18 protein-coding genes are annotated in these 20,434 nt (G+C 70.8%); 10 read left to right on the top strand and 8 right to left on the bottom strand.

The genetic code is table 11. The annotated features are described in order from the left end of the window. The first annotated feature begins 72 nt into the window (after positions 1–72). The gene (locus GQF42_RS41620) at positions 73–1,026 is read left to right on the top strand and encodes a GNAT family N-acetyltransferase (RefSeq protein ID WP_158928747.1); all 954 of its coding nucleotides are present in this window, start codon (positions 73–75) and stop codon (positions 1,024–1,026) included. A 174-nt stretch (positions 1,027–1,200) separates the two neighbouring features. Then, positions 1,201–3,723 (top strand): DEAD/DEAH box helicase, encoded by a 2,523-nt coding sequence (locus GQF42_RS41615; RefSeq protein WP_158928745.1) that lies wholly within the window; start codon positions 1,201–1,203, stop codon positions 3,721–3,723. A gap of 1 nt (position 3,724) precedes the next feature. Here the strand turns inward: GQF42_RS41615 and GQF42_RS41610 are convergent, their stop codons facing one another. From GQF42_RS41610 to GQF42_RS41600, 3 genes are all read right to left on the bottom strand, one after another. After that, a complete protein-coding gene (locus GQF42_RS41610) occupies positions 3,725–4,675 on the bottom strand; it encodes a RimK family alpha-L-glutamate ligase (RefSeq protein WP_233273667.1) in 951 nt (316 codons plus the stop codon). A gap of 165 nt (positions 4,676–4,840) precedes the next feature. After that, a complete protein-coding gene (locus GQF42_RS41605; RefSeq protein ID WP_158928743.1) occupies positions 4,841–5,962 on the bottom strand; it encodes an acyl-CoA dehydrogenase family protein in 1,122 nt (373 codons plus the stop codon). A 354-nt stretch (positions 5,963–6,316) separates the two neighbouring features. Then, complete coding sequence (locus tag GQF42_RS41600; protein WP_158928741.1) at positions 6,317–6,904, bottom strand: TetR/AcrR family transcriptional regulator; 588 nt, start codon at positions 6,902–6,904, stop codon at positions 6,317–6,319. A gap of 100 nt (positions 6,905–7,004) precedes the next feature. On the opposite strand from GQF42_RS41600, the gene GQF42_RS41595 reads away from it, so the two are divergent. The 7 genes from GQF42_RS41595 to GQF42_RS41565 all read left to right on the top strand — a co-directional run bounded on the left by GQF42_RS41595 (position 7,005) and on the right by GQF42_RS41565 (position 14,806). Continuing rightward, a complete protein-coding gene (locus tag GQF42_RS41595; protein ID WP_158931225.1) occupies positions 7,005–7,988 on the top strand; it encodes an aldo/keto reductase in 984 nt (327 codons plus the stop codon). A gap of 350 nt (positions 7,989–8,338) precedes the next feature. Next, positions 8,339–9,316, top strand: coding sequence for an SDR family NAD(P)-dependent oxidoreductase (locus GQF42_RS41590; protein ID WP_158928739.1), 978 nt, complete (start codon positions 8,339–8,341; stop codon positions 9,314–9,316). 427 nt (positions 9,317–9,743) lie between these two features. Further along, on the top strand, positions 9,744–10,322 hold the full coding sequence (locus tag GQF42_RS41585) for a bacilysin biosynthesis protein BacA (RefSeq protein ID WP_158928737.1): 579 nt from the start codon (positions 9,744–9,746) through the stop codon (positions 10,320–10,322). Continuing rightward, entirely contained in the window at positions 10,319–11,617 is a 1,299-nt protein-coding gene (locus tag GQF42_RS41580) for a DUF6421 family protein (RefSeq protein ID WP_233273666.1), read from the top strand. Before GQF42_RS41585 ends, GQF42_RS41580 begins: the two co-directional genes overlap by 4 nt. After that, complete coding sequence (locus tag GQF42_RS46500; protein ID WP_158928735.1) at positions 11,611–12,618, top strand: DMT family transporter; 1,008 nt, start codon at positions 11,611–11,613, stop codon at positions 12,616–12,618. Before GQF42_RS41580 ends, GQF42_RS46500 begins: the two co-directional genes overlap by 7 nt. A gap of 17 nt (positions 12,619–12,635) precedes the next feature. Then, the gene (locus GQF42_RS41570) at positions 12,636–13,925 is read left to right on the top strand and encodes an ATP-grasp domain-containing protein (RefSeq protein ID WP_233273665.1); all 1,290 of its coding nucleotides are present in this window, start codon (positions 12,636–12,638) and stop codon (positions 13,923–13,925) included. Further along, positions 13,922–14,806, top strand: a complete 885-nt coding sequence (locus GQF42_RS41565) for a branched-chain amino acid aminotransferase (RefSeq protein ID WP_158928731.1) — start codon at positions 13,922–13,924, stop codon at positions 14,804–14,806. The genes GQF42_RS41570 and GQF42_RS41565 overlap by 4 nt, the downstream gene beginning before the upstream one ends. 56 nt (positions 14,807–14,862) lie before the next feature. Here the strand turns inward: GQF42_RS41565 and GQF42_RS41560 are convergent, their stop codons facing one another. Next, positions 14,863–15,735: an oxidoreductase gene (locus GQF42_RS41560; protein WP_158928729.1), complete on the bottom strand. Its 873-nt coding sequence runs from the start codon at positions 15,733–15,735 to the stop codon at positions 14,863–14,865. Positions 15,736–15,890: 155 nt separating this feature from the next. On the opposite strand from GQF42_RS41560, the gene GQF42_RS41555 reads away from it, so the two are divergent. Next, complete coding sequence (locus GQF42_RS41555) at positions 15,891–16,763, top strand: helix-turn-helix transcriptional regulator (RefSeq protein ID WP_199272979.1); 873 nt, start codon at positions 15,891–15,893, stop codon at positions 16,761–16,763. 93 nt (positions 16,764–16,856) lie between these two features. Here GQF42_RS41555 and GQF42_RS41550 read toward each other — a convergent pair whose 3' ends face one another. The 4 genes from GQF42_RS41550 to GQF42_RS41535 all read right to left on the bottom strand — a co-directional run bounded on the left by GQF42_RS41550 (position 16,857) and on the right by GQF42_RS41535 (position 20,433). Then, positions 16,857–18,020: a DSD1 family PLP-dependent enzyme gene (locus GQF42_RS41550; protein WP_158928727.1), complete on the bottom strand. Its 1,164-nt coding sequence runs from the start codon at positions 18,018–18,020 to the stop codon at positions 16,857–16,859. A gap of 48 nt (positions 18,021–18,068) precedes the next feature. Continuing rightward, positions 18,069–18,755: a helix-turn-helix transcriptional regulator gene (locus GQF42_RS41545; RefSeq protein ID WP_233273664.1), complete on the bottom strand. Its 687-nt coding sequence runs from the start codon at positions 18,753–18,755 to the stop codon at positions 18,069–18,071. A gap of 101 nt (positions 18,756–18,856) precedes the next feature. Then, on the bottom strand, positions 18,857–19,564 hold the full coding sequence (locus GQF42_RS41540; protein ID WP_158928725.1) for a GNAT family N-acetyltransferase: 708 nt from the start codon (positions 19,562–19,564) through the stop codon (positions 18,857–18,859). 266 nt (positions 19,565–19,830) lie between these two features. Then, positions 19,831–20,433, bottom strand: a complete 603-nt coding sequence (locus GQF42_RS41535) for a ClpP family protease (RefSeq protein ID WP_158928723.1) — start codon at positions 20,431–20,433, stop codon at positions 19,831–19,833. Between the last annotated feature and the right edge of the window lies 1 nt (position 20,434).

Raw genomic sequence — 20,434 nt, 5'->3', positions numbered from 1 at the left:
GCCGCGGTCACTGCTGCCACGTCGCGTCCGACCACCCGCTCAGGTCCATGACAACGTGGCTAGGGTGATCAGGTGACGGAATTCAGCGAACTCGGTGACAACACGCAATGGCGGAAGGACTTCGAGCGGCGGCTGCGTGCCTCCTACGCGGCGGCCGGACTCGGTGTGGACGCCGCGGAGCGCATGCTGCAGCGCACATGCGCCGGCGTCGACGACTGGACGGTCGCCGAGATCACGGACACCGGCACCGAAGTGGGCCACGTCGCCGTGGTCGTGACCGTCGACAACGGCACGCTCGTGGGCCGTATCGGCGACCTCCGCATCAGCGCGCCCCACACCGGCCGCGGACACGAGCGGGCCGCCCGGGACTGGGCCGAGCGCTGGTGCGCCGAGCGCGGTGCGCGCCGACTGTACACACGGATCACCGAGCCCGCCGTGGGGCTGTTCGACACGTACTCCGTCCTCGGCCAGCTCAGGACGCGGCGCGTCGCTCCTCCGCCGGACCGGCTCGACGGCATCACCGCACGACCGATGACACAGGCCGAATACCCCGAGTGGCTCGCCTCCGAGAAGGCCTCGTACATCGCCGACATCGTCCGGTCGGGAGCCCTGAGCCCCGAGGAGGCCGTACGCAAGTCCGACCGCGACTTCGCCGACCTGATCTCCGAGGGCCTGGACACGCCCGACAACACGTTCCTCGTGTTCGAGGCGGCCGGCGAGCGGATGGGCAGCGGCTGGCTGAAGCACGGATACCTCCCGGGGGTCACCTACGGCTTCTCACTGCACGTCCACGAGCAGCACCGCGGCAAGGGGTACGGGCGGGCCGCGATGGTGGCCGGCGAACGGGCGACCCTCGCCGCCGGTGACTCGTCGCTGATGTTCACGGTATGGGGCGGCAACGAGGTGGCCATGAACCTCTACACGAGCACCGGCTACCACGTCATTGGGGAATCCCGCTCCCTCGGCCTTTCCCCGTACCCCGGCCTGAGCGCGGCGGCGCACCCCGGGCACCGGCGCAGTCCGTGATCGTCGTGGTGACGGAGCACGTTGGACTAGGCTGCCTGGCATCAGAGGGGACGCCGCAGGGAACCGGGCGCGGGTCCGGACGGACGCGGACGGACGCGTGGCGGTGGCGTGGGTCCCGCCGGTGTCCGGTCGTGCGGCGGCGGTGGAAGTCGCCTCGAGCAGAGGGCCCTTGGCATGGCAGCACGGGAGCTTCGTCCGCACCAGCGCGAGGCGGTGGACGCGGTCCTGCGCGCCCTTCAGGTGCCGGCGGGGGCGACGGTGCCGGAGCGGGGGCTGCGGACCCAGGTGGTCATGGCGACCGGGTCGGGCAAGACCCTGGTGGCGGTGCGCGGTGCGGAGGAGCTGCGGGCCGGCCGGGTACTGGTGCTCGTCCCCTCGCTGGACCTGCTCGCGCAGACCGAGGCGGCATGGCGTGCGGGCGGGCGCCGGGGGCCCGTGATCGGGGTGTCCTCGCTGCGCGGCGACCAGGCGTCCTTCCCGAACACGACGGACGTCGGTGAGCTGGTCGCCCGGGTCGGGCCGTTCGAGAAGGTGACGGTGTTCGCGACGTACGCGTCGCTGGGGCTGGGGACGCTGGAACGGGCCCACGCCGCCGGGCTGCCCGGGTGGGACCTGATCGTGGTGGACGAGGCCCACCGCACCTCCGGGCGGATCGGCAAACCGTGGGCGGTGGTGCACGACAACACCCGGATCCCGGCGTTGCGGCGGCTGTACATGACGGCCACGCCCCGCCTGTGGCAGCCTGACGACGACAGCGCCGGTACGGAGCGGGGGGTACCGGGAGAACTGGTGGCCTCCATGGACGACGACCCGGACGGGCCGTTCGGCAGCCGCTGTTTCACGCTCACGCTGTCGGCCGCCATCGACCGGGGCATCTGCGCGCCGTACCAGGTGGTGTGCGTCGACGTCACCGACACCCGCCTCCAAGCCGCCCAGCTCCTCGGGATCGAAGGTTATTCCGACGCCGTCCGCGGGGCCCGGCTCGCGGCCCTGCAGACCGCGCTCGTGAAGGCCTGCACCGAGGAGGACTTCCACCGCACCCTGGTCTTCCACCACATGGTCAAGGAGGCGGAGGCGTTCGCGGCCGGACTCCCCGAGGTCGCCCGGCGCCTGCATGCGGCCGAACCGGACCGCTATCCGCAGCGGGTCTGGGCGCAGTGGCTGTGCGGCGACCACACGCCCCCGCACCGTCGACGCGTCCTCGACCAGTTCGCCCGTGGAGCCGCCGAGGACGGGACCGCTGTGGACAAGAGCGTCCTGGGCTCGGTGAAGGTGCTGGGCGAGGGCGTCGACACCCACGCCTGCGACAGCGTCTACTTCGCCGACGTCCGCGGCTCCATGCCCGACCTCGTCCAGGCCGTCGGCCGCGCCCTGCGCACCCGGCCCGGCCACGGCAAACTCGCCTCTCTCGTCGTGCCGGTCTTCCTCGGCCCCGGCGAAACACCCGACAACCTGCTCACCTCCCGCGCCTACGACGGACTCGCCAGACTCCTCGCAGCCCTGCGGGCACACGACGCGCGCATCGTCGAACGCCTCGCCGAACCACAGGCCCAGAGCCGTGCCAAAGGCGTCCAGACCCGTACCGGTGATCACGACAACGGCCGTGCCGCGGACGACGGTCACCTGTCGGCGCCGGCACGGGCTCTGCTCAAGTTCTCCACCCCGCGCGACCCCGAACACCTCGCTGCCTTCATCAACCTCCGTGTTCTCCACCCGGAGCGCACCCACTGGCGCCGCGGCATCCAAGCAGCCGTCCACTACACCCGGCTCCACGGCGACCTCGACGTGCCCTTCACCTACCGTGTGCCCGGACAGCCCGACGCGGAGGAAGCGGGATGGCCGGGCGCGCTGGCCGGATACCCGCTGGGGCAGTGGACCGCCGACGCCCGACGAGCCCACGCCCGTGGCCGGCTGGACGCCGAGCGCGTCGCGCAGCTCGAGAAACTCGGCATGATCTGGTCCCACCACGACACCTCCTGGGAACAGGGCCTCGCCGCCGTCCGTGGCTGGGCCGCCGAACACGGCCATGCCCTCGCTCCCCTGGACGCCACGCACCAGGGCTACAAGGTCGGGATCTTCCTGAAGAACGCGAGGGCCGCCGCGCGCAAGGCCGCCGAACTCGAGCGGCGGCGGGCCGAAGGGCTCCCCGTCCGGTCCACGGCCGGTGCCCTGCCGGAAGACCGACGCGAGCAGCTCGACGACATCGACCCCTCCTGGTGCCCCACCTGGTCACTGGACTGGCAACGCGCCTTCCATCTCACCCGCCGGCACCTCGAAGCCGGTGGCGCATTGCCGGTGTCGTCGGGCGTGGTCGTGCACCAGGGCGAGGACCTCGGGCGCTGGGTGCACCAGCAACACCTCGGCCACGACAAACTCACCACCGTCCAGCAGTGGATGCTCGAGCACATCCTCGGCATCCAGCCGGCCGACGAGGACGAGAAGCCGAGGGCACGCCGTAGTCAGGGCGACAGGTGGACGATGAACTACACCGCCGCCCGGCAGTTCTACCAACGCGAAGGGCACCTGCTCGTCCCACGCAAGCACATCGAGACCATCGCCGTGGCCCGGGGCGACGGCCGGTGGGAGGAGCAGGAGGTCAAGCTGGGAACGTGGATCAGCAATCAGCGCTCCCGGGCCGCGACCCTGGCGCCCGAACGCGTCCAGCGGCTCTCCGCGATCGGGATGCGGTGGACGTGAGTCAGCGTGTCCTCCCGCCGCGGGCGGCCATACGGCGGGCGATGCAGGCGGTGATCGCGGCAGTGACCGTTGTCATCTCCGGGCGCCAGCCCGGGACGGCGTTCACCTCACAGACGGTGAAGGCGCCGTCGGGGGCGAACAGCAGGTCCACCCCGGCGACGTCCAGGCCGAGGGCACGAGCCGCACGCACCGCCAGCTCCGCCGCCTGCGGATAGCGGCCCGGGCATCGTGTGGCGGAGCCGCCCTTGGCGATGTTCGCGGTGAGGGCTCCGTGGTGGGAGGTGTGCTCGACGGCGTCCACCGGTTCCCCGTCGACCACGACCACGCGCAGGGCGCGGCCGTGCGAATGGGGCACGTGCTCCTGGAAGAGAAATGGTGCCGTCTGTGTCAGGCTGCCGGACAGCTCGCGCAGCAGACCCGGATCAGGGGCGAGGAAGACCTGTCGCCCCTTGGCTCCGCTGACGGACTTCACCACACACGGCGTCTGCAGGTGCGGGCTGTGGACGACGCCTTCCAGCGGCGCGGTGGCATAGGAGAGGGTGTCGGGCACCGGCAGCCCGGCCAGGGCGAGTTCCTGCAACTGCCATACCTTGTTGCGGGCCCTGAGCTGGGCGTCGACGGGGCTGATGAGGGTGCTGCCCATGCGCTCGAGGTGGCGCAGCAGGGTCACTTCCCGGTCGTAGTGCATGGGGCCGGGCACCTGGCGTACGCACACCACTTCGGGAGCGGGCAGGTCCACACCGCCCAGGGTGTGCAGGACCAGTCGCCCGTCCCGGACGCCGAAGAGCAACTCGTCCGTGTGCCAGAGGGCGAAACGGGTGCCGTGGGCTTCGGCGAGCGCTGCCGCCAGTTCACGAGTGGACCGGCGTAACTCGGCCGGCCGCGCCCGCACCAGCAGCCACACGTCGGCCGGTACCGCAGGCTCCGACAGGGTGCGGTCCTGTGCGTCCACTCCGACTCCTTTCCCGTTCGCCGCCCGTCCACGGGCCGTCGACGGGCAGCGTCGCAGCTTGCCATCGCCACGTCACGGAACGCAACGCGGGACGGCTGCGCCCGGCCGCTCGGTCGACGAGAGAGCGGCCCGTGCGCAGCACGATGACGACAGGGGTCGTGGCACTCAGAGGTAGCCGGGGAAGGGCGGCACGCCCATCAGGACCGCGCCTGCCCCGTCGTACATGCCCTCCTGGAGGAAGGCGTGCTGTGGCACCACCGAGGCGTCGCGCAGGTAGCGCTGCATGGGACTGTCGTCGGCGATGGCGGCAATGCCGGCGAGTTGGTAGGCGGCCCGTACGACCTCGCAGGAGGTCTTGGCGAGATGGGCGGAGGCGAGCCGCAGCAGGCTGGCCTGTTCGGGTGTCGCCGGGTCGCCCGCCTCGACCGTGGACCACACTTCTTCGGTGATCTCGTAGAAGAAGGCACGCACGGACCGGATTCGAGCCTCGGCCTGGCCGACCGCGATGCGGTACGTGGCCCGCTCGGCGGGCTTCGGGGCACCGGTGTAGCCGGAGTGGCCGCCCTGCGCGATCACATGATCGAGGGCGGCGCGCGCGACACCGAGGCCGACGACGGCCAGGACCTGGGCCGCGTACGGCACGCTCGGGTAGCGGTACAGCGGTTCGTCGACGGTGGGCTCGCCGCCGCGCAGGAACGTCCACTGCTCGGGTACGACCGCGTCGTGGACGACGAGGTCATGGCTGCCGGTTCCGCGCAGGCCGATGACGTCCCAGTTCTCGGCGATCTCCACCCGGTCGGGCCGCAGCAGCGCGGTGCGCGGACGTCCGGCCCTGTCCTCACCGGCCTTGATGCCGACGCCGAGGATGTCCGCGCTCTTGCACCCGCTCGCGAACCTCCAACGGCCCGAGAAACGGTAGCCGTTGCCGGCACGCTCCGCGGCCTGGACCGGGAACAGCCCGCCGGCGAAGACCACGTCGGGTCCGTTCTCGTACAACTCGGCCTGGGTGTCGCGTGGGAGTGCCGCGAGATAGATCAGGGAGGAGCCGAAGCTGGCGACCCAGCCGGCCGAACCGTCGACGACCGAGATCCGCTCGATGCGGCGGAGGAACTCCGCCGGGGGCAGGGGGTCGCCGCCGAACTGCTTCGGGGCGCTCGCCCGGTAGATACCGGCCTTCTTGAACTCGGCGACGACATCGTGCGGTATGTGCCGCTTCTCCTCGAATTCGGCCCGCCGCTGCGCCACCACGGCGAGCACGCGGTCGAGTCCCGACGACGTCTGCGTCATGCGACATTCTCCTCGCGCTGCCAGGCGGATTCCGTCTCCGCCCCGACTTCACGCTAGGGCTCCGCAGGCGCTGCGACAATTGCGAGTCGTCCGGCCCCTGTTGGGGATTTTCGCCACCAGCCGCGGCCCGACCGGGGCGGCCGGCGCCGCCTCCCCTGCTCCCCCTCCCCTCCTCGCCCTCTCCTGCGCCCCCTGATGGCCGAGGAGCGGCCTTCGACCTGCGTGTCGGCGCCCTCAACGAACGACTCGCTCCGCTGTTCCGGGTCCGGTTCCGGGCGCACCCGGAGGCGGCGCCTGCCCATGCGGCTGTCGCGCGACCCGTACGAGCGTCATGCCCCTGCCCGGAAGCCGGGACTACGCGCCGGTGTTCCTCGGCTCGCTGAGACGGCGGGCGGCCTCGACGACGACAGCGCGGTGCTCGGCCAGCCGCTCCGACGACCATGCCGACCCGCCCTCCTGCGCGTCGCCTCCTTCCGCGGCCCAGAACCATGCCTGCGCCGCCGCGAGAACCATGGTGAGGAGGTCGCCGGGCGGCATGTCCCGGGCAAGCTCGCCGCGGTGTTGCGCGTCCGCCACTGCGGCGGTCTTGCGCTGAAACGCCTCGGGTTCGAGCCCGGTGACGGAGGGGCGTTCCAGGAGCTTCCATAGGCGCAGGCGCATGAGGTCCGGCCGGGCCACCAGGTGGTCGAAGATCGCGCCCGCGTATCCGGGCAGGTCATCGGCATCGAACGGCACCGATTCGGCGCCCGCCGCCAGTGCGCGTCGCAGCACCTCGTCGAACAACTGCTCCTTGTTGCCGAAGTAGGCGTAGATCAGCCGCTTGTTCGCCCCCGCGGCCTCGGCGATCCGGTCCACCCGCGCCCCGGCGATGCCGTAGGCGGCGAATTCACTGAAGGCGGCGTCGAGCAGCCGGGCCTTGGTGGCACTGGAGTCGCGTGGCATGTCCGCCACCCTAGCAAGTAACTATCTAGTTATTGACAGCGGCGGCCGACGGGTCTACGGTGGCATATCTATCCAGTTAGTTACCGAGAGCGAGAAACTCATGGAAGACCGCGCACTGGGCAGCCAGGGCCTGACCGTCGCAGCCCAGGGCCTGGGCTGCATGGGCATGAGCGCCTTCTACGGCACCACCGACGAGACGGAGTCACTGGCCACCATCGACCGCGCGCTGGAGCTGGGCGTCACCCTGCTCGACACCGCCGAGAGCTACGGACCGTTCCGCAACGAGCAGCTCCTCGGCAAGGCGCTGGCCGGGCGCCGTGATGCCGCCGTCGTCGCCACCAAGACCGGTGTCGAGATCAGCGACGACGGCCGGGCGCTCGGCCTCAACGGCCGGCCCGAGTACGTACGCCGGGCGCTCGACCGCTCTCTGCGGCACCTGGCCACCGACCATGTCGACCTCTACTACCTGCACCGCATCGACCCCGGCGTGCCGATCGAGGAGACCATCGGCGCCCTGTCCGAGCTGGTCGCCGCGGGCAAGGTCCGCCACATCGGGGTGTGCGAGGCGTCCGCCCGGACGATCCGGCGCGCGCACGCCGTGCACCCGCTCACCGCCGTCCAGACCGAGTACTCGCTCTTCGAGCGCGGGATCGAACACGACGGGGTGCTCGACACCCTGCGCGAACTGGGGATCGGCCTGGTCGCCTACTCCCCGCTGGGGCGCGGCTTCCTGTCCGGTGCCATCACCAGCCCCGACGACCTCGCACAGGACGACTGGCGGCGCACCGACCCCCGGTTCCAGGGCGAGAGCTTCGACCGGAACCTCGACGTAGTCCGCGAGGTCCGCCGTATCGCTTCCGCCAAGGGCGTGACCCCGTCCCAGCTGGCACTCGCCTGGGTCCAGTACCAGGGCGCCATCGCCATCCCCGGCACCAAGCGCCGCCGCTACCTCGAGGAGAACATCGCCGCGACGGAGGTGGCCCTCAGCGCGGCGGAACTCGCCGCGATCGAGGCGGTCGCCCCTCATGGCGTGGTCACCGGCGACCGCTACGCGCCCGAATTCATGGGGACGCTCAACGGCTGACAGCCGCCGGCGCTCTCCCTGCGCCCCGGGGACCGCTCCCCCCGCTCCCCCAAGAGACGGACGGTCCCACGCCCCGGCGTCCGGAGGGGCCGTCCTCCCCGGCCTCGCGGACCCGGCCCCGGCCCCGAGGACCCGGCAGCGGAGATGTGCGTTGCGCACCCGCCACGGCGACACGTCGGGCGGTCGTCGGCAGACAGGACGCCGAGGCGGTGCTCGTGCCGCCCGTCGGCGCCGTCGCGTTCGTCACCAGCCGCGACAGCCTCCTGCCGGCCGCCCCTCCACCCCTGCCGTACCCACGGAGCGGGCCGACTCCCGCCCCGCACCTCACCCCGCATCAGGAGATCAATCCCATGTCCGACACTGAGACGCCCCGCACGTCCGGGCCGACCACAACCGCCGCCGAGGTGATCGACGGTGTGGACCTGCACGGCCGCCGGGCCGTGGTCACCGGAGCCGGCTCCGGTATCGGGGTGGAGACCGCCCGGACGCTCGCAGCGGCGGGCGCCGACGTCACCCTGGCCGTACGCAACACCGAAGCGGGCGCCCGTGTGGCGGCGCAGCTGGAGGAACGACTCCCCTTCGGTGCGGGCAAGTTGACGGTGGCGCGGCTCGACCTGGCCGACCGTTCGACGGTGGCGGCGTTCGTGGCCGAGTGGCACGGCCCGTTGCACATACTGGTCGGTAACGCCGGGGTGATGGCCCTGCCGGAACTCACCCGCACATCCGACGGCCGCGAGATGCAGTTCGCCGTCAACCACCTCGGTCACTTCGCCCTCGCTGTCGGCCTGCGCCCGGCTCTCGCGGCGGCGAACGGTGCGCGGATCGTCTCGGTGAGTTCCATCGGCCACCTCTTCTCGCCGGTCGTCTTCGACGACCTCGACTACCGCTTCCGCCCCTACGACCCGTGGACCTCCTACGGGCAGTCGAAGACCGCCAACGTCCTGTTCGCCGTGGGTGCCGCCGAGCGATGGGCCGACGACGGCATCAGCGCCAACGCGCTGATGCCGGGCAACATCGCCGACACGGCCCTGGCCCGGCACGTGGCCCCGCAGGCGGTGACCGACTTCATCGCCTCGGGTGAACTCGCGCTGCCGCCGCAGAAGACGGTGCCGCAGGGCGCCGCGACCTCGGTGCTGCTGGCCGCCTCACCGACCGTGGAAGGCATCACCGGCCGCTATTTCGAGGACTGTGCGCAGGCGGAGCCGGTCACCGAGCGGGCCGGTGCCGTCGCCGGCGTCGCGCCGTACGCCCTGGATCGGGAGAACGCGGCGCGGTTGTGGGCCGTGTCCGAGGCTCTCGTCGGTTCGCACTCCACGCCCCGGGCCTGACCTCACGACAGGAGCGGCGGGCCCGACTGCGCCTGATACTGGAAGGGAGCCGATTTCACCGGCGGGACGGACTGGGCCGTATTCCCCTCCGCCAGGACGGAAGTCTCGCCGCCATCCACCCCGCGCCACCTGATCTGCGCCTCAAGTTTCCCGGGAATTCGGCGTTTCCGGTGCCACGCCGATTCCCGCGCAGTGCACGGAAAGCGCTGACCTTCGCCCCACTTCGCGGTCAAGTCCGCTGCAGAGGCCACGATATGGAGTGTGTCATTCCGAATCGCTCGAAGGTGTGAGACGCACGTGAAATATCTCATCATCCGAGATCACATTTTGAAAACCTTGATCGTTTTCCTGAAGCGTGTTTGCCTGTCCGGGGCCTCCAGGAGACACCTGATGCGGCCGTTCCTGTTCTGTTTATTAGGGGGAGCCCATGAGGCATGCAATGAATGGGCCGGACCGCGTCCGGCACCTGCACACGCTCGGCCCCGACGGCACCAATCTGCAGGCCGCGTCCCACGAATGGCTGCGCCGGCGCGGCATCGAGGGGACGGTGGAGCTGCACTCTTCCATCGAGTCCGCGCTCGAGGCCGTTCCGGACGACGGACAGCATGCGCTGGTCGCCTGCGCGGTCTATCCGGCGCTGCACACCCTGGTGTTCGGCAACCTGCACCGCCTGCACATGGTCGACAGCTTCATCATGCCGACGCACAACATGGTGCTCGCCACCAAGGGTGTCGCCGTGCCCGCCACCGTCGCTTCGCACCCGGCGCCCACGGGGCTCGTGCCCGCCGGGACGGAGATCCGGGAGGTGCTCAGCAACTCCCAGGCGGCCATCGAGTGTGCCGAGGGGCGCGTCGAGGGCTGTATCACCACCATCGTCGCGGCCCAGAACCACAACCTGCGTGTCGTACGGGACTTCGGCGCCGTACCCATGGTGTTCACGGTGCATCAGGTTCTGGCGGTCGGCGTCGAGGACAAGCAGCTCGTGGCGGCGGGAGCAGCCCTGTGACCACGGCCTTCGCCACCGCTCCCGTCCCCGCCCACCTGCTGGCCGAAGCCGGCGAACTGGCCGGGTCCCTCATCCCCAAGGTCGACCGGTTCCGCGGGCGTCAGGCGGACGACGGCACCGTCCCCGGCGCGACCGAGGAGGACCGGGTTCTGCTCGGCCGGATCCGTGACGAGGCGTGTGCCTGGTACGAGCGGCAGGGATGGGGCGGCCAGGCGACCGCGCTGGCCGCGGACATCGACGGCTGGCTCGCGGCCGGCCTCGACACCCGGCCGCACTTCGCACGCTCGCGAGACGCCCTGCAGGTGCCGGCCGACGGCTCCGCCGTCTTCTTCCTCGCACCGCTCCAGAGCACCAACAGCGCGCCGCCCGTGGGCAGGCGACTGGACTGCTTCTTCGCCCTGCGCAAGGAACCGGCCGCGCTGCCGGAGCTGGCCGCCTCCTATCCGCACCCCAAGAACAACTGCCAGTCGCTGATCCTGATCACCGGCAGCGCCGGGTTCAGGCAGGGCAACTGCCTGGTGTTCTTCCCGGAGAACGTGGCCGCTCACGACAAGATCACCGAGCAGCCGTACGCCATGTTCTTCTACAACAAGATGCGGAAGATCCACGAGACCTACGCCCTTCCCGGAGCCGCGGCCGTCCTGACCCCGGAGTCGCTGCCCCGGGCGTCCACGGGCCTGGACGCGGACGTGTGCTTCGAAGCGCGCGCCATCTGGGGCTATCTGCACGACTCGATGCACTACCAGGGACTCTGGCCGTTCGACGAGCACATCTCGCTGAAGATGAACTGGTTCGTCGGCCTGCTGGAGGAGATCAAGGTCGACGCCAAGACCGTACTCGCCTGCGCGGACAGCGGTGTCGTCCCGTTCGCCGCGGAGCAGATCGACATGATCCTGCTGGAGCGGGTCTTCCGCTATCCGCAGGCGGACGACGCCACCCGCAACTTCGACTCGGGCACCGGGGTCTTCCTCTACTCCTGGCTGCGCGAGCACGGTGCGCTGGCCGGTTCCCCGGCCGACGGCGGCCTGCTGCGCTTCGACCGGGCCAAGGCCCTCGACGCCCTGCGGGATTTCGTCGCCACGGTCGAAAAGCTGGAGGCGGACGTCACGAACGACGACGAGTACCGCACGGCGGCCAGGGAACTGGTCCGCCGTCACCTCCCCGCTCCCGCTCCCGCTCCCGCCGGAGCTCCACGGCAGCGGTACGTCTTCACCGAGGACCAGCAGGCCCTGCTGCGGGCCAAGCAGGGGCTGGACCGGATGCCCGCATTGGAGTTCGAGCGGGCCGAATGGTGACGGACACATCCCCGCACGCCCGCGGGGGCGGGCCTCTGGTGGTGCCCGCCCTGTCGGTGCTGATGGTCGCCCTGCTGGCCGTCGGCTGGCTGCTGGCCGGCCATCTGGTCGACGGCGCTCCCCCCTTGGCGGTGGCGGCGGGGCGGACCACGGCCAGCTTCGTCGTCATCACGGTCGTCGCCCTGCTGTACCCGCGGTCGCGGTCCGAGGTCCGGGTCGCGACCGCCCGCGGCGGGAGTGTGGCGCTGCTGGCCTTCCTCGGCTTCTTCGCCTACTACTCCGGGACACTGCTCGGAACCGGCTTCATCGGAGCCTCCCGGGTCGGCCTGATCGTTTCCCTGCTGCCCTGCATCACCTTTGTGATCGGAGTCGTCGCGTTCCGCGAGCCCTCCACGCGTCGCAAGGTGCTGGGCACGGTGCTGGCCGTGGTGGCGGCCTGCGGGTACGCGCTGGCCGACGCCTCCGCGGGCGACGGCGCGGGCTCCGGAGCCGGCTCGGGCGCCCTGGTGAGCGGAGGGCTGCTGGCCCTCGGCGGCACGTTCACCTACGCGGTGTACGGCTATGTCTACCGGCGGCGGATGCCGGACCTCACGCCGGTCGCGGCCCTGCCCGCCATCACCGGAGCGGGCACGGTCATGCTCGGGCTGACGGTCGTCCTGTTCGTCCCGCTCGGCGGTGTCTCCGCGGCCGACTGGGGCGGCATCGCAATCCTCGGTGCGGTCCTCACCGCTCCGGTCTTCCTCATCTCGCACGAACTCATCCTGCGCAAGGGGCCGTTGTTCACCTCTGCGCTGGCACTCGTCGTGCCGTTCCTGGTGCGACTGGGAGAGTGGGCCCTGGGCCGGGAGGCCGCGCCCGGACCGCTCGTGCTCCTGCTGCTCCTGCTCTGCGCGGGCGGAGTGTGGCTCACCATCGGCGGCGCCCGGCCTGCCGAGCGGGCCCCGGCACAGGTACACACCCGGCCGGGAACCGAGGTTCACACCAGACAAGGAACATCGTGACGGCAAAGGACCTCGTGATGACCACGAACACCCCCACCCTGGTACTGGTCTACCAACGCACCTCGCTCCCCTGGGTCTTCGAGAGCGCACAGCGGGCCGGGATCGGCCTCGTACTGATTCCCCGGCCCGACGAAGCCGTGTCCGAGGACCGGTTGCCGCCCGCCGTCGTGGACGTGCTGCGCCTGGACATCGAAGCCGACCCGGCCGGCGCGCTGGACGCCCTGCGGCGACGGCACGAGGAGAACGCCTTCCAGGGCATCGCCACGCTCTACGACCCTGCCGTGCCGTTCGTCGCCGAGGCCGCCGAACTGCTCGGACTGCCCGGTATCGGCCGCGACGCGGCGCTCGGCGCGCAGGACAAGCGCGTCATGAGGGAGCGTCTGGCGGCGGCGGGGCTCCATGTGCCCGGTTTCGTCCGGCTGGACGACACGGACGACTGGACGAAGGCGGCCCACCTGGCCTTCCCCGTCGTGGTGAAGCCTGCACATGGCTTCTCCAGCCTCGGCGTCACCAAGGCCGAGTCCCCGCAGAGCCTGCGCAGCGTCGTGGACGAGGTCAGGGAAACCTGCCGCAGCAAGCTCGGCCGAGTGGACGGCCTGGTCGTCGAGGAGTACCTGGACGGTCCCGAGTTCGCCGTCGAGTCCCTCGCGCACGCCGGTGACGTGCAGATCCTGACCATCGGCTACAAGGGCGACCCCCAGGGACCGCACTTCGAGGAGGGTGTCTACCGCGCGCCCGCCCGCCTGCCCGAGGCCGTTCAGGAGGACATCCGGCGTGAGGTGACCGCCGCGCACAAGGCCCTAGGCATCACGGACGGGCCCACCCACACGGAACTGCGGCTGCGCGGCGGAGTGACGCCGTATCTGCTGGAGATGGGAGCCAGGATCGGAGGCTCCGGGGTGTCCCAGTACATCGCCTCCCGGGTGACCGGCATCGACTTCGCGGCGCAGGCACTCAGGATCGCCGTCGGCATCGCGCCCGAGTCCCTGAGCGCCGGCCCACTGCCCACGGCTGTGGCAGCCGCGGCCAACTACATCGTTCCCTGCGGCGGGTCCGGCCGGATCACCGCGATCCACGGCCTGGACGAGCTGCGTGACGACCCGAGGGTCGACCACGTCGTGCAGATGCTCTTTCCCGGCGATGTCGTACGGCCCTACCCGGACTTCACCGGCTATCCGGCGTTCGTGCTGTCCCGGCACGCCAACACCGCCGAGGCCGAGGAGTTCCACCAGTTCCTGGAACGGGCCATTCGCATCGACTACGCCGCCGACGACACCGACCACCGCGACGAGGAGCAGCAGGCATGACCCCCGTTCCGTTCGACGACCGTGACGGCGTGATCTGGCTGGACGGCGGTTTCGTGCCCTGGCGCGATGCCCGCCTCCATGTCCTGTCGCACGGGATGCACTACGGCGGTGGCATCTTCGAGGGAATCCGCGTGTACGACGGCCGTCCCTTCAAGTCCGTCGAACACTTCGAGCGTTTCCATGTCTCGGCACGGGAACTGAACTTCCGCGTCCCGTTCACTGTCGCGCAGCTGGATGCCGCCATGCACGAGACCATCGAGCACCAGGGCATCGTCGACGGTTACGTCAGGCCGGTGGCCTGGCGTGGCAGTGAGCAGATCAGCGTGTCCGGGGCGGGGACGTCGGTCCACGTCGCCGTCGCCGCATGGGAGTGGCCGCACGTCTTCTCCGGCGACGCGCACAGCCGTGGCATCCGGCTGCGCACCTCCCGTTGGCGGCGTCCCTCCCCCGACACCGCCCCGGTACGGGCCAAAGCGGCGTCGCTGTACAACATCTGCACCCTCGCCCGCGACGAAGCGGAGGCGCACGGCTACGACGACGCCCTTCTGCTGGACCATCGCGGATTCCTGGCGGAGGCCACCGGGGCCAATCTCTTCCTGGTGATCGACGGCGCCCTGCACACGCCGACCGCCGACACCTTCCTCGACGGCATCACCCGGCAGACGGTCCTCTCCCTCGCCCAGGACCTGGGGATTGCCGTCCACGAGCGGCACGTCCTGCCCGGGGAACTGGCGAGGGCCGACGAGGTCTTCCTCACCGGCACGGCCTACGAGGTACAGCTGGTGAGCGCCGTGGACGACCGGTCCTATGCGGTCGGCGGCGTCACCTCGAAGCTTTCCGAGGCCTACACCGTTGTGACGCGTCGCGTCCCGGTGCCGTAGCCGTACCGCCTGCTCCTGCTCCTGCTCCCGACCGGTCTGCCTCGGCGGTCGCCGCACTACCCTTCGTTTCCGATGGCGTTCAGTTCGGCGAGCGCGTCGGCGGGCAGATCCAGGGCGGCGCCGTCGATGTTCTCGCGCAGATGCCGCACGGACGACGTGCCGGCAATGAGGAGCAGGTTCGGCGAGCGTTGCAGCAGCCAGGCCAGCGCCACGGCCATGGGGGTGGACCCCAGGCGGGTCGCCACTCTGTGCAGGGTCTGCGACTGCAGCGGCGACATGCCGCCCAGCGGCCAGTACGGCACGTAGGCGATGCCCTGCCGTGCCGTACTGTCGATCAGTTCGTCGTCCTGCCGGTTGGCGATGTTGTAGAAGTTCTGCACGCAGACGACGGGAGCGATCGTCTGTGCCTCCGTGAGTTGCTCCGCGTTGACCGTGCTCAGCCCGAGGTGCCGGATCAGCCCCTGCTCGCGCAGTTCGGCGAGCGCGCCGAAGGGCTCGGCGACGGAGCCCGGTTCCGGCGAGTCCAAGCCGCCGACGCGCAGGTTCACCAGGTCGAGTGCTTCGCGCCCGAGGCGCTGGAGGTTGTCGTGGACCTGCTGCACCAGTTCGGCGGGGGTGCGGGCGTGCGGCCAGCCGCCCCGCTCGTCGCGGCGGGCTCCAACCTTGGTGACGATGTGCAGGTCGTCCGGGTACGGCGCGAGCGCCTCGCGGATGATCTCGTTGGTGACGTGCGGGCCGTAGAAGTCGGCCGTGTCGATGTGCCGGATACCCAGGTCCACGGCCTTACGCAGCACGGCGAGGGCGGCGTCGCGGTCCTTGGGCGGGCCGAAGACACCCGGCCCCCCCAGCTGCATGGCGCCGTAGCCGAACCGGGTGAGGGTGAGGTCGCCGACGCGGTAGGTGCCACCGGGAAGCTCGTTGCCTGTCATCGTGCCCTTGCCTCTTTCGCCTGCCGCTCGCCGGCCGTTCCGGGAGCGCCGTCACGATCACGGTAGGAAGCGCGCACCGGGACAGCCTGTGCCCCGCTCATCCTGGGAGTGACAGGGCCAGGCAGGCCGCTGCCCGGGCTCGTACGATCGAGGGCATGAGCAGGCCGAACGCGCTCGGGGAGTACCTGCGGGCCCGCCGTGAGCTGACCGATCCTGCGGACGCGGGGCTGCCGGTCGTGGGCGTGCGCCGTACCCCTGGGCTGCGCCGCGAGGAGGTCGCCACCCTGGCAGGGATCAGCGCCGACTACTACCTGCGCCTGGAGCAGGGGCGCGACCGCAACCCGTCCCCGCAGGTGCTGGAGGCATTGGCACGGGTGTTCCGGCTGGACACGACCGCCACGCAGCACCTGCTGAGCCTGTCCACCGGCCGCCCGGCGGCGCCCCGGCGGCAACGCCGCGAGGTGGTGCCGGCCGGGATCCTGCAGCTGCTCGACGTGATCAATCTGCCGGCGTTCGTGGAGAGCCGGACGTTCGAGGTGCTTGCCGCGAACCGGATGGCCGGAGCCGTCTCACCCAATATCCGGCCCGGCGTGAACCGGCTGCGGGCGATCTTCCTCGACCCGGTAGAGCAGGATCTCTACATGGACTGGGAACAGGCGGCCCGTGGCATGGTCGCCGGATTCCGCGCGTCGGTGGGCAGTGACGTCAACGACCCTCGGATCGTCCAGCTCGTCGGCGAACTGTCGCTGGCCAGCGCCACGTTCCGGCGGCTGTGGGCCCGGCACGACGTCACCGCACTGACCGGCGGTTCGATGCGGCTGCGCCACCCGCGCCTCGGCGTGCTCGACCTGCGCCGGGAGAAACTGCCGATCAGCGACTCCGGCGGCCAGATCCTGGCGATCTATCACGCCGAGTCGGGCTCGGAGAGCGCCCGCCTGCTCGGCTCACTCGGTGCGCCGACGGTTGCCGAGGCGCCCCGCACGTCGGTGTCCGGAACAGGAACCGGAACCGGAACCGGCCGAGCCTGAGCGGGAGGCCTCAGCCGTCCGCGTCCGGACGGCATGCCGTGGCTGCAGGTGACGCAAGGAGTACGTCCCCTCAGCCCTGGGTGGCCCGGGCGGTCACCAGCCGCTGACGCGGCTCCAGGCGGCCTGGACTACCGGTGCGGTGGTGATGGGACGGCTGCTGTCGATGACGTGGTACCCATGGTGCTGTGCCGCGGTGGCGCAGGCGTGGTTGGGCAGGATCCGCAGCCGGGTACCGACGGGGAGGTCGGGCAGGACGGCGCCGTCGCGGGCGGTGAGGGTGCCGTGTTCCTGGCTCGCGGCGCTCATCACCAGGCCGGGGATGAGGGTGCCGTCGAGGTCGGCGACCAGGCCGTAGCCCTGGTCCTGGGGCTGCGCGGAGGTGCCGCGGTCGCGGGACATGGCCATCCAGCCGCCGTCGGTGACGATCCAGCCGTACTCGGGCCGGTGCCCGATGACGGTGACGACGACGCAGAGCGCGAGGTCGTCGATCCGGCAGACTCCGAGACCGGCCATGACCAGGTCGAAGAAGACGTAGTTGCCGGCGCGCAGTTCGGTGACGCCGGTGAGGTCTTCGGCTGCGTGGGCGGTGGGGGTGGAGCCGACGCTGACGGTGTGCACGGGCAGGCCGGCGGCACGCAGCCGCTCGGCCGCCGCGACGGCGGCGTCCCGTTCGTTCTTCGCGGCCTGGCGCTGCTCTTGTGCACTGTAGGCGAAGTAGGACTCGCCCGCGTGGGTCAGCACGCCGTCCAGGCAGCCGGCGTCGTGCAGGATCCGACCGATGCGGGTGAGGGCGGGCGCGTCGGTTCGCAGTCCGCCGCGGTGGCCGTCGCAGTCGATCTCGATCTGGGTGGGAATGCCGACTCCGGCCCGGCGGGCGGCTTCCGCCACGGCGGTGGCCTGTTCGGTGCTGTCCAGCAGGATGCGCAGCGTGACGCCGCGGCGCAACAGGGCGGTCACGCGGGGCAGTTTGTGGGGATCGACACCGACGGCGTAGGTGATGTCGGTGTAGCCACCGTCGGCAAAGGCCTCCGCCTCGGCGAGGGTGGACACGGTGACGGGGCACGGGGTGCCGGTGTGCAGGAGGGCCGCGACGTCGAGGCTCTTGGCCGTCTTGACGTGCGGGCGCAGCATGACGCCGAGCCGGTCCGCCCTGGCCGCGAGCCGTTCGATGTTGCGCAGCATCCGGTGTACGTCGACGGCGGCGAACGGGGTGTCGGGGTCGGCCAGCGTCCGGGCGATGACGGGGGTGGTGCTCATAGGGTGACGTCCAGTTTCTTCACACCGGCGATCGCCATGAGTGCCCTTTCACTTCGTGTAGTTGTAGACGGTCGCCCGGGACACACCGAGCAGGTCGGCAATGGTCTGGGCGGCGTCGCGCGAGTCGAAGTAGCCGTCGCCGTGCAGCTGGCGTACGAGCGCCTTCTTGTCGGCCCGGCTCAGTGACCTCGGGGTGCCCGCGCGCTCCGCCGCCAAAGTCTCGACCGTCTGGCGCAGTTCGCGTGCGTTGCGGTCCCGCAGGGTTTCCAGGGGCTGGCCGGGGTGCTCGCTGTCCGTGGCGACGAGGTTGGCCAGGGCGAGCGTGACCGAGGAGAGCACCGACACGTCGAGGTTCAGGCACAGCGCCGCGATGAACTCACCCTGGGTGTTCTTGATGCCGATGGAGGTGCTCTTCGCGGGCCGGCCGTCGGGAAACTGGTTGGGGTAGTTCTGCAGGACGCTCGGGTATTCGGGGTCGGCGATGCGCGCCAGGCCCAGCTCGGTCGCGGAGTCCCCCACCCGGCGACCGGAGAGGTTGTTCTCGATCGCGCGGATCGCGTGCCGCGGGTCACGCAGATCGTGCAGGACCACCTCGCACAGCCCGGGGAACATCCGGCCCAGCGCCACGGCGATCTTCTCGGCCTCGCCGATGAGGTGCTCGTCCGAGTCGGCCTGCGCGCTCGTGACGGCGTCGCTGCGCCGGCCCTGTCCCGGGGTGTCTGCCGCGTCGTTCATGGTTCCTTCATCGCAGAAGCTTGCCGAACAGGCAGACTACCCACACCTAGCTAGATTGTCTAGATCTATATTCACCGTCTAAACCAGCGGCGGGGCGGCGGTCACGGAGTGCGGTACCCGCGAAAGGTGACGTGCTTGCGGAGGGTGAAGCCGAGCCGTTCGTAGAGCGCGATCGCCCCGGTGTTCGCTTCGGCCACGTGCAGGAAGGGCCGTTCGTCGCGGGACAGGATGCCTGCCACGAGTGCAGTGACCAGGCGGGTGGCGTGGCCTTGCCCGCGTGCTTCGGGGGCCGTGCTGACGGCGCTGATCTCGGTCCATCCCTCAGGCCGGAGCCGTTCACCCGCCATGGCCACCAGCCTGCCGTTGTCACGGATGCCGAGATAGGTGCCGAGTTGGTGGGTGCGTGGCCACAGCGGCCCCGGCTTGGCCCGTGCGACGAGATCGAGCATCTCGGGCACGTCGTCCGCGCCCAGTTCAACCATGTCGGTATGGACCGCGCCAGGGGCCTGATCCGGTCGGCTGCTGTCGGCCCGGATCATCTGCCGGCCGTCGAGGACGAAGACCGGCTCCCAGTCGGACGGCGGGTGCGCCGGGCAGCTGAACATGTCGGCGAACGCGCCGCGTCCGAGCAACCGGGCGAGGTCGGCCCAGTCCACCGCGTCCGCGTCCGCGTCGGCGGATACCGCCGAGAAGGTCGCGACATCGGTCCGGTAGGTGACGGCCCGGCCAAGCCGGCGGGCGAGATGTGCGTGGTGCCCGCGGAGCGACTCGCCCACCGGGTCGTCCAGCACCGCGTCACTGCTCGACATCCTGCCCGCCCTTCTCCACGCACGTGATGAGCCGGCCGGGCGTGCCCGCACCGCCGGCGCCTGTCGCGCCGATCATCGCATTCACGGCCGACCGACAGCCATGCCGCCTGTGCCGGAGACGTTCACGGCCGTCGCGTACGGCTTCTACGGCTTCTACGGCTACGGCTACGGCTACGGCTTCTGCAACTCGCCAGTCGGGGTGGGCAGATGCGGACGACCAGGACCGACAACATCGTGCGGGCCGTCGTCGGTCACGGCCGCGCGGGTCAGACGAGCGCGAGCCGCCGGCTCAGCACCTCGTCGGCGAGCCCGTAGGCGACGGCCTCCTCGGCGGTGAGCACCTTGTCCCGGTCCATGTCCGCGCGCAGCGTCGCCACGTCGTGATGCGTGTGCCGGGACAGGACCTCCTCCGCCTGCGAGCGGATGCGGACCATCTCCTTGGCCGCGAGGCTGAGGTCGGAGACCGTCCCCTGCCGGCCGCCGCTGGCCGGCTGGCCGAGCAGCACCCGCGCATGCTGGAGCACGAACCGCCGCCCGGGGTCTCCGCCGGCCAGCAGCACCGCCGCCGTAGACGCCGCCTGACCGACGCAGAACGTGGAGATCGGCGACTGCACGAAGGTCATCGTGTCGTAGATCGCCATCAGCGAAGTGAACGATCCACCGGGCGAGTTGAGGTAGATCGAGATCTCGTGCTCCGGGTTCGCCGACTCCAGATGCAGGAGTTGCGCGATGACCACGTTGGCGACCCCGTCGTCGATCTCGGTGCCGAGGAAGATGATCCGCTCGTTCAGCAGCCGGCTGAAGACGTCGTAGGACCGCTCACCCTGCGCGGTCCGCTCGATGACGTACGGAACCGTGTACGACCCCATG

This window comes from Streptomyces broussonetiae (assembly GCF_009796285.1).
In the GTDB taxonomy this organism is placed as follows: Bacteria; Actinomycetota; Actinomycetes; order Streptomycetales; family Streptomycetaceae; genus Streptomyces; species Streptomyces broussonetiae.
The sequence above is the reverse complement of the archived record's forward strand: the minus strand, read 5'-3'. Positions and strand labels throughout refer to the sequence as shown.

What these genes read in the sequence shown, in the direction of transcription:
- GQF42_RS41565 (WP_158928731.1), top strand. Translation starts at nt 13,922, where the DNA reads ATGACCCCCGTTCCGTTCGACGACCGTGACGGCGTGATCTGGCTGGAC.
- GQF42_RS41555 (WP_199272979.1), top strand. Translation starts at nt 15,891, where the DNA reads ATGAGCAGGCCGAACGCGCTCGGGGAGTACCTGCGGGCCCGCCGTGAG.
- GQF42_RS41550 (WP_158928727.1), bottom strand. Translation starts at nt 18,020, where the DNA reads ATGAGCACCACCCCCGTCATCGCCCGGACGCTGGCCGACCCCGACACC.
- GQF42_RS41605 (WP_158928743.1), bottom strand. Translation starts at nt 5,962, where the DNA reads ATGACGCAGACGTCGTCGGGACTCGACCGCGTGCTCGCCGTGGTGGCG.
- GQF42_RS41560 (WP_158928729.1), bottom strand. Translation starts at nt 15,735, where the DNA reads ATGACAGGCAACGAGCTTCCCGGTGGCACCTACCGCGTCGGCGACCTC.
- GQF42_RS41545 (WP_233273664.1), bottom strand. Translation starts at nt 18,755, where the DNA reads ATGAACGACGCGGCAGACACCCCGGGACAGGGCCGGCGCAGCGACGCC.
- GQF42_RS41540 (WP_158928725.1), bottom strand. Translation starts at nt 19,564, where the DNA reads ATGTCGAGCAGTGACGCGGTGCTGGACGACCCGGTGGGCGAGTCGCTC.
- GQF42_RS46500 (WP_158928735.1), top strand. Translation starts at nt 11,611, where the DNA reads ATGGTGACGGACACATCCCCGCACGCCCGCGGGGGCGGGCCTCTGGTG.
- GQF42_RS41600 (WP_158928741.1), bottom strand. Translation starts at nt 6,904, where the DNA reads ATGCCACGCGACTCCAGTGCCACCAAGGCCCGGCTGCTCGACGCCGCC.
- GQF42_RS41590 (WP_158928739.1), top strand. Translation starts at nt 8,339, where the DNA reads ATGTCCGACACTGAGACGCCCCGCACGTCCGGGCCGACCACAACCGCC.
- GQF42_RS41535 (WP_158928723.1), bottom strand. Translation starts at nt 20,433, where the DNA reads ATGGGGTCGTACACGGTTCCGTACGTCATCGAGCGGACCGCGCAGGGT.
- GQF42_RS41570 (WP_233273665.1), top strand. Translation starts at nt 12,636, where the DNA reads ATGACCACGAACACCCCCACCCTGGTACTGGTCTACCAACGCACCTCG.
- GQF42_RS41615 (WP_158928745.1), top strand. Translation starts at nt 1,201, where the DNA reads ATGGCAGCACGGGAGCTTCGTCCGCACCAGCGCGAGGCGGTGGACGCG.
- GQF42_RS41585 (WP_158928737.1), top strand. Translation starts at nt 9,744, where the DNA reads ATGAGGCATGCAATGAATGGGCCGGACCGCGTCCGGCACCTGCACACG.
- GQF42_RS41595 (WP_158931225.1), top strand. Translation starts at nt 7,005, where the DNA reads ATGGAAGACCGCGCACTGGGCAGCCAGGGCCTGACCGTCGCAGCCCAG.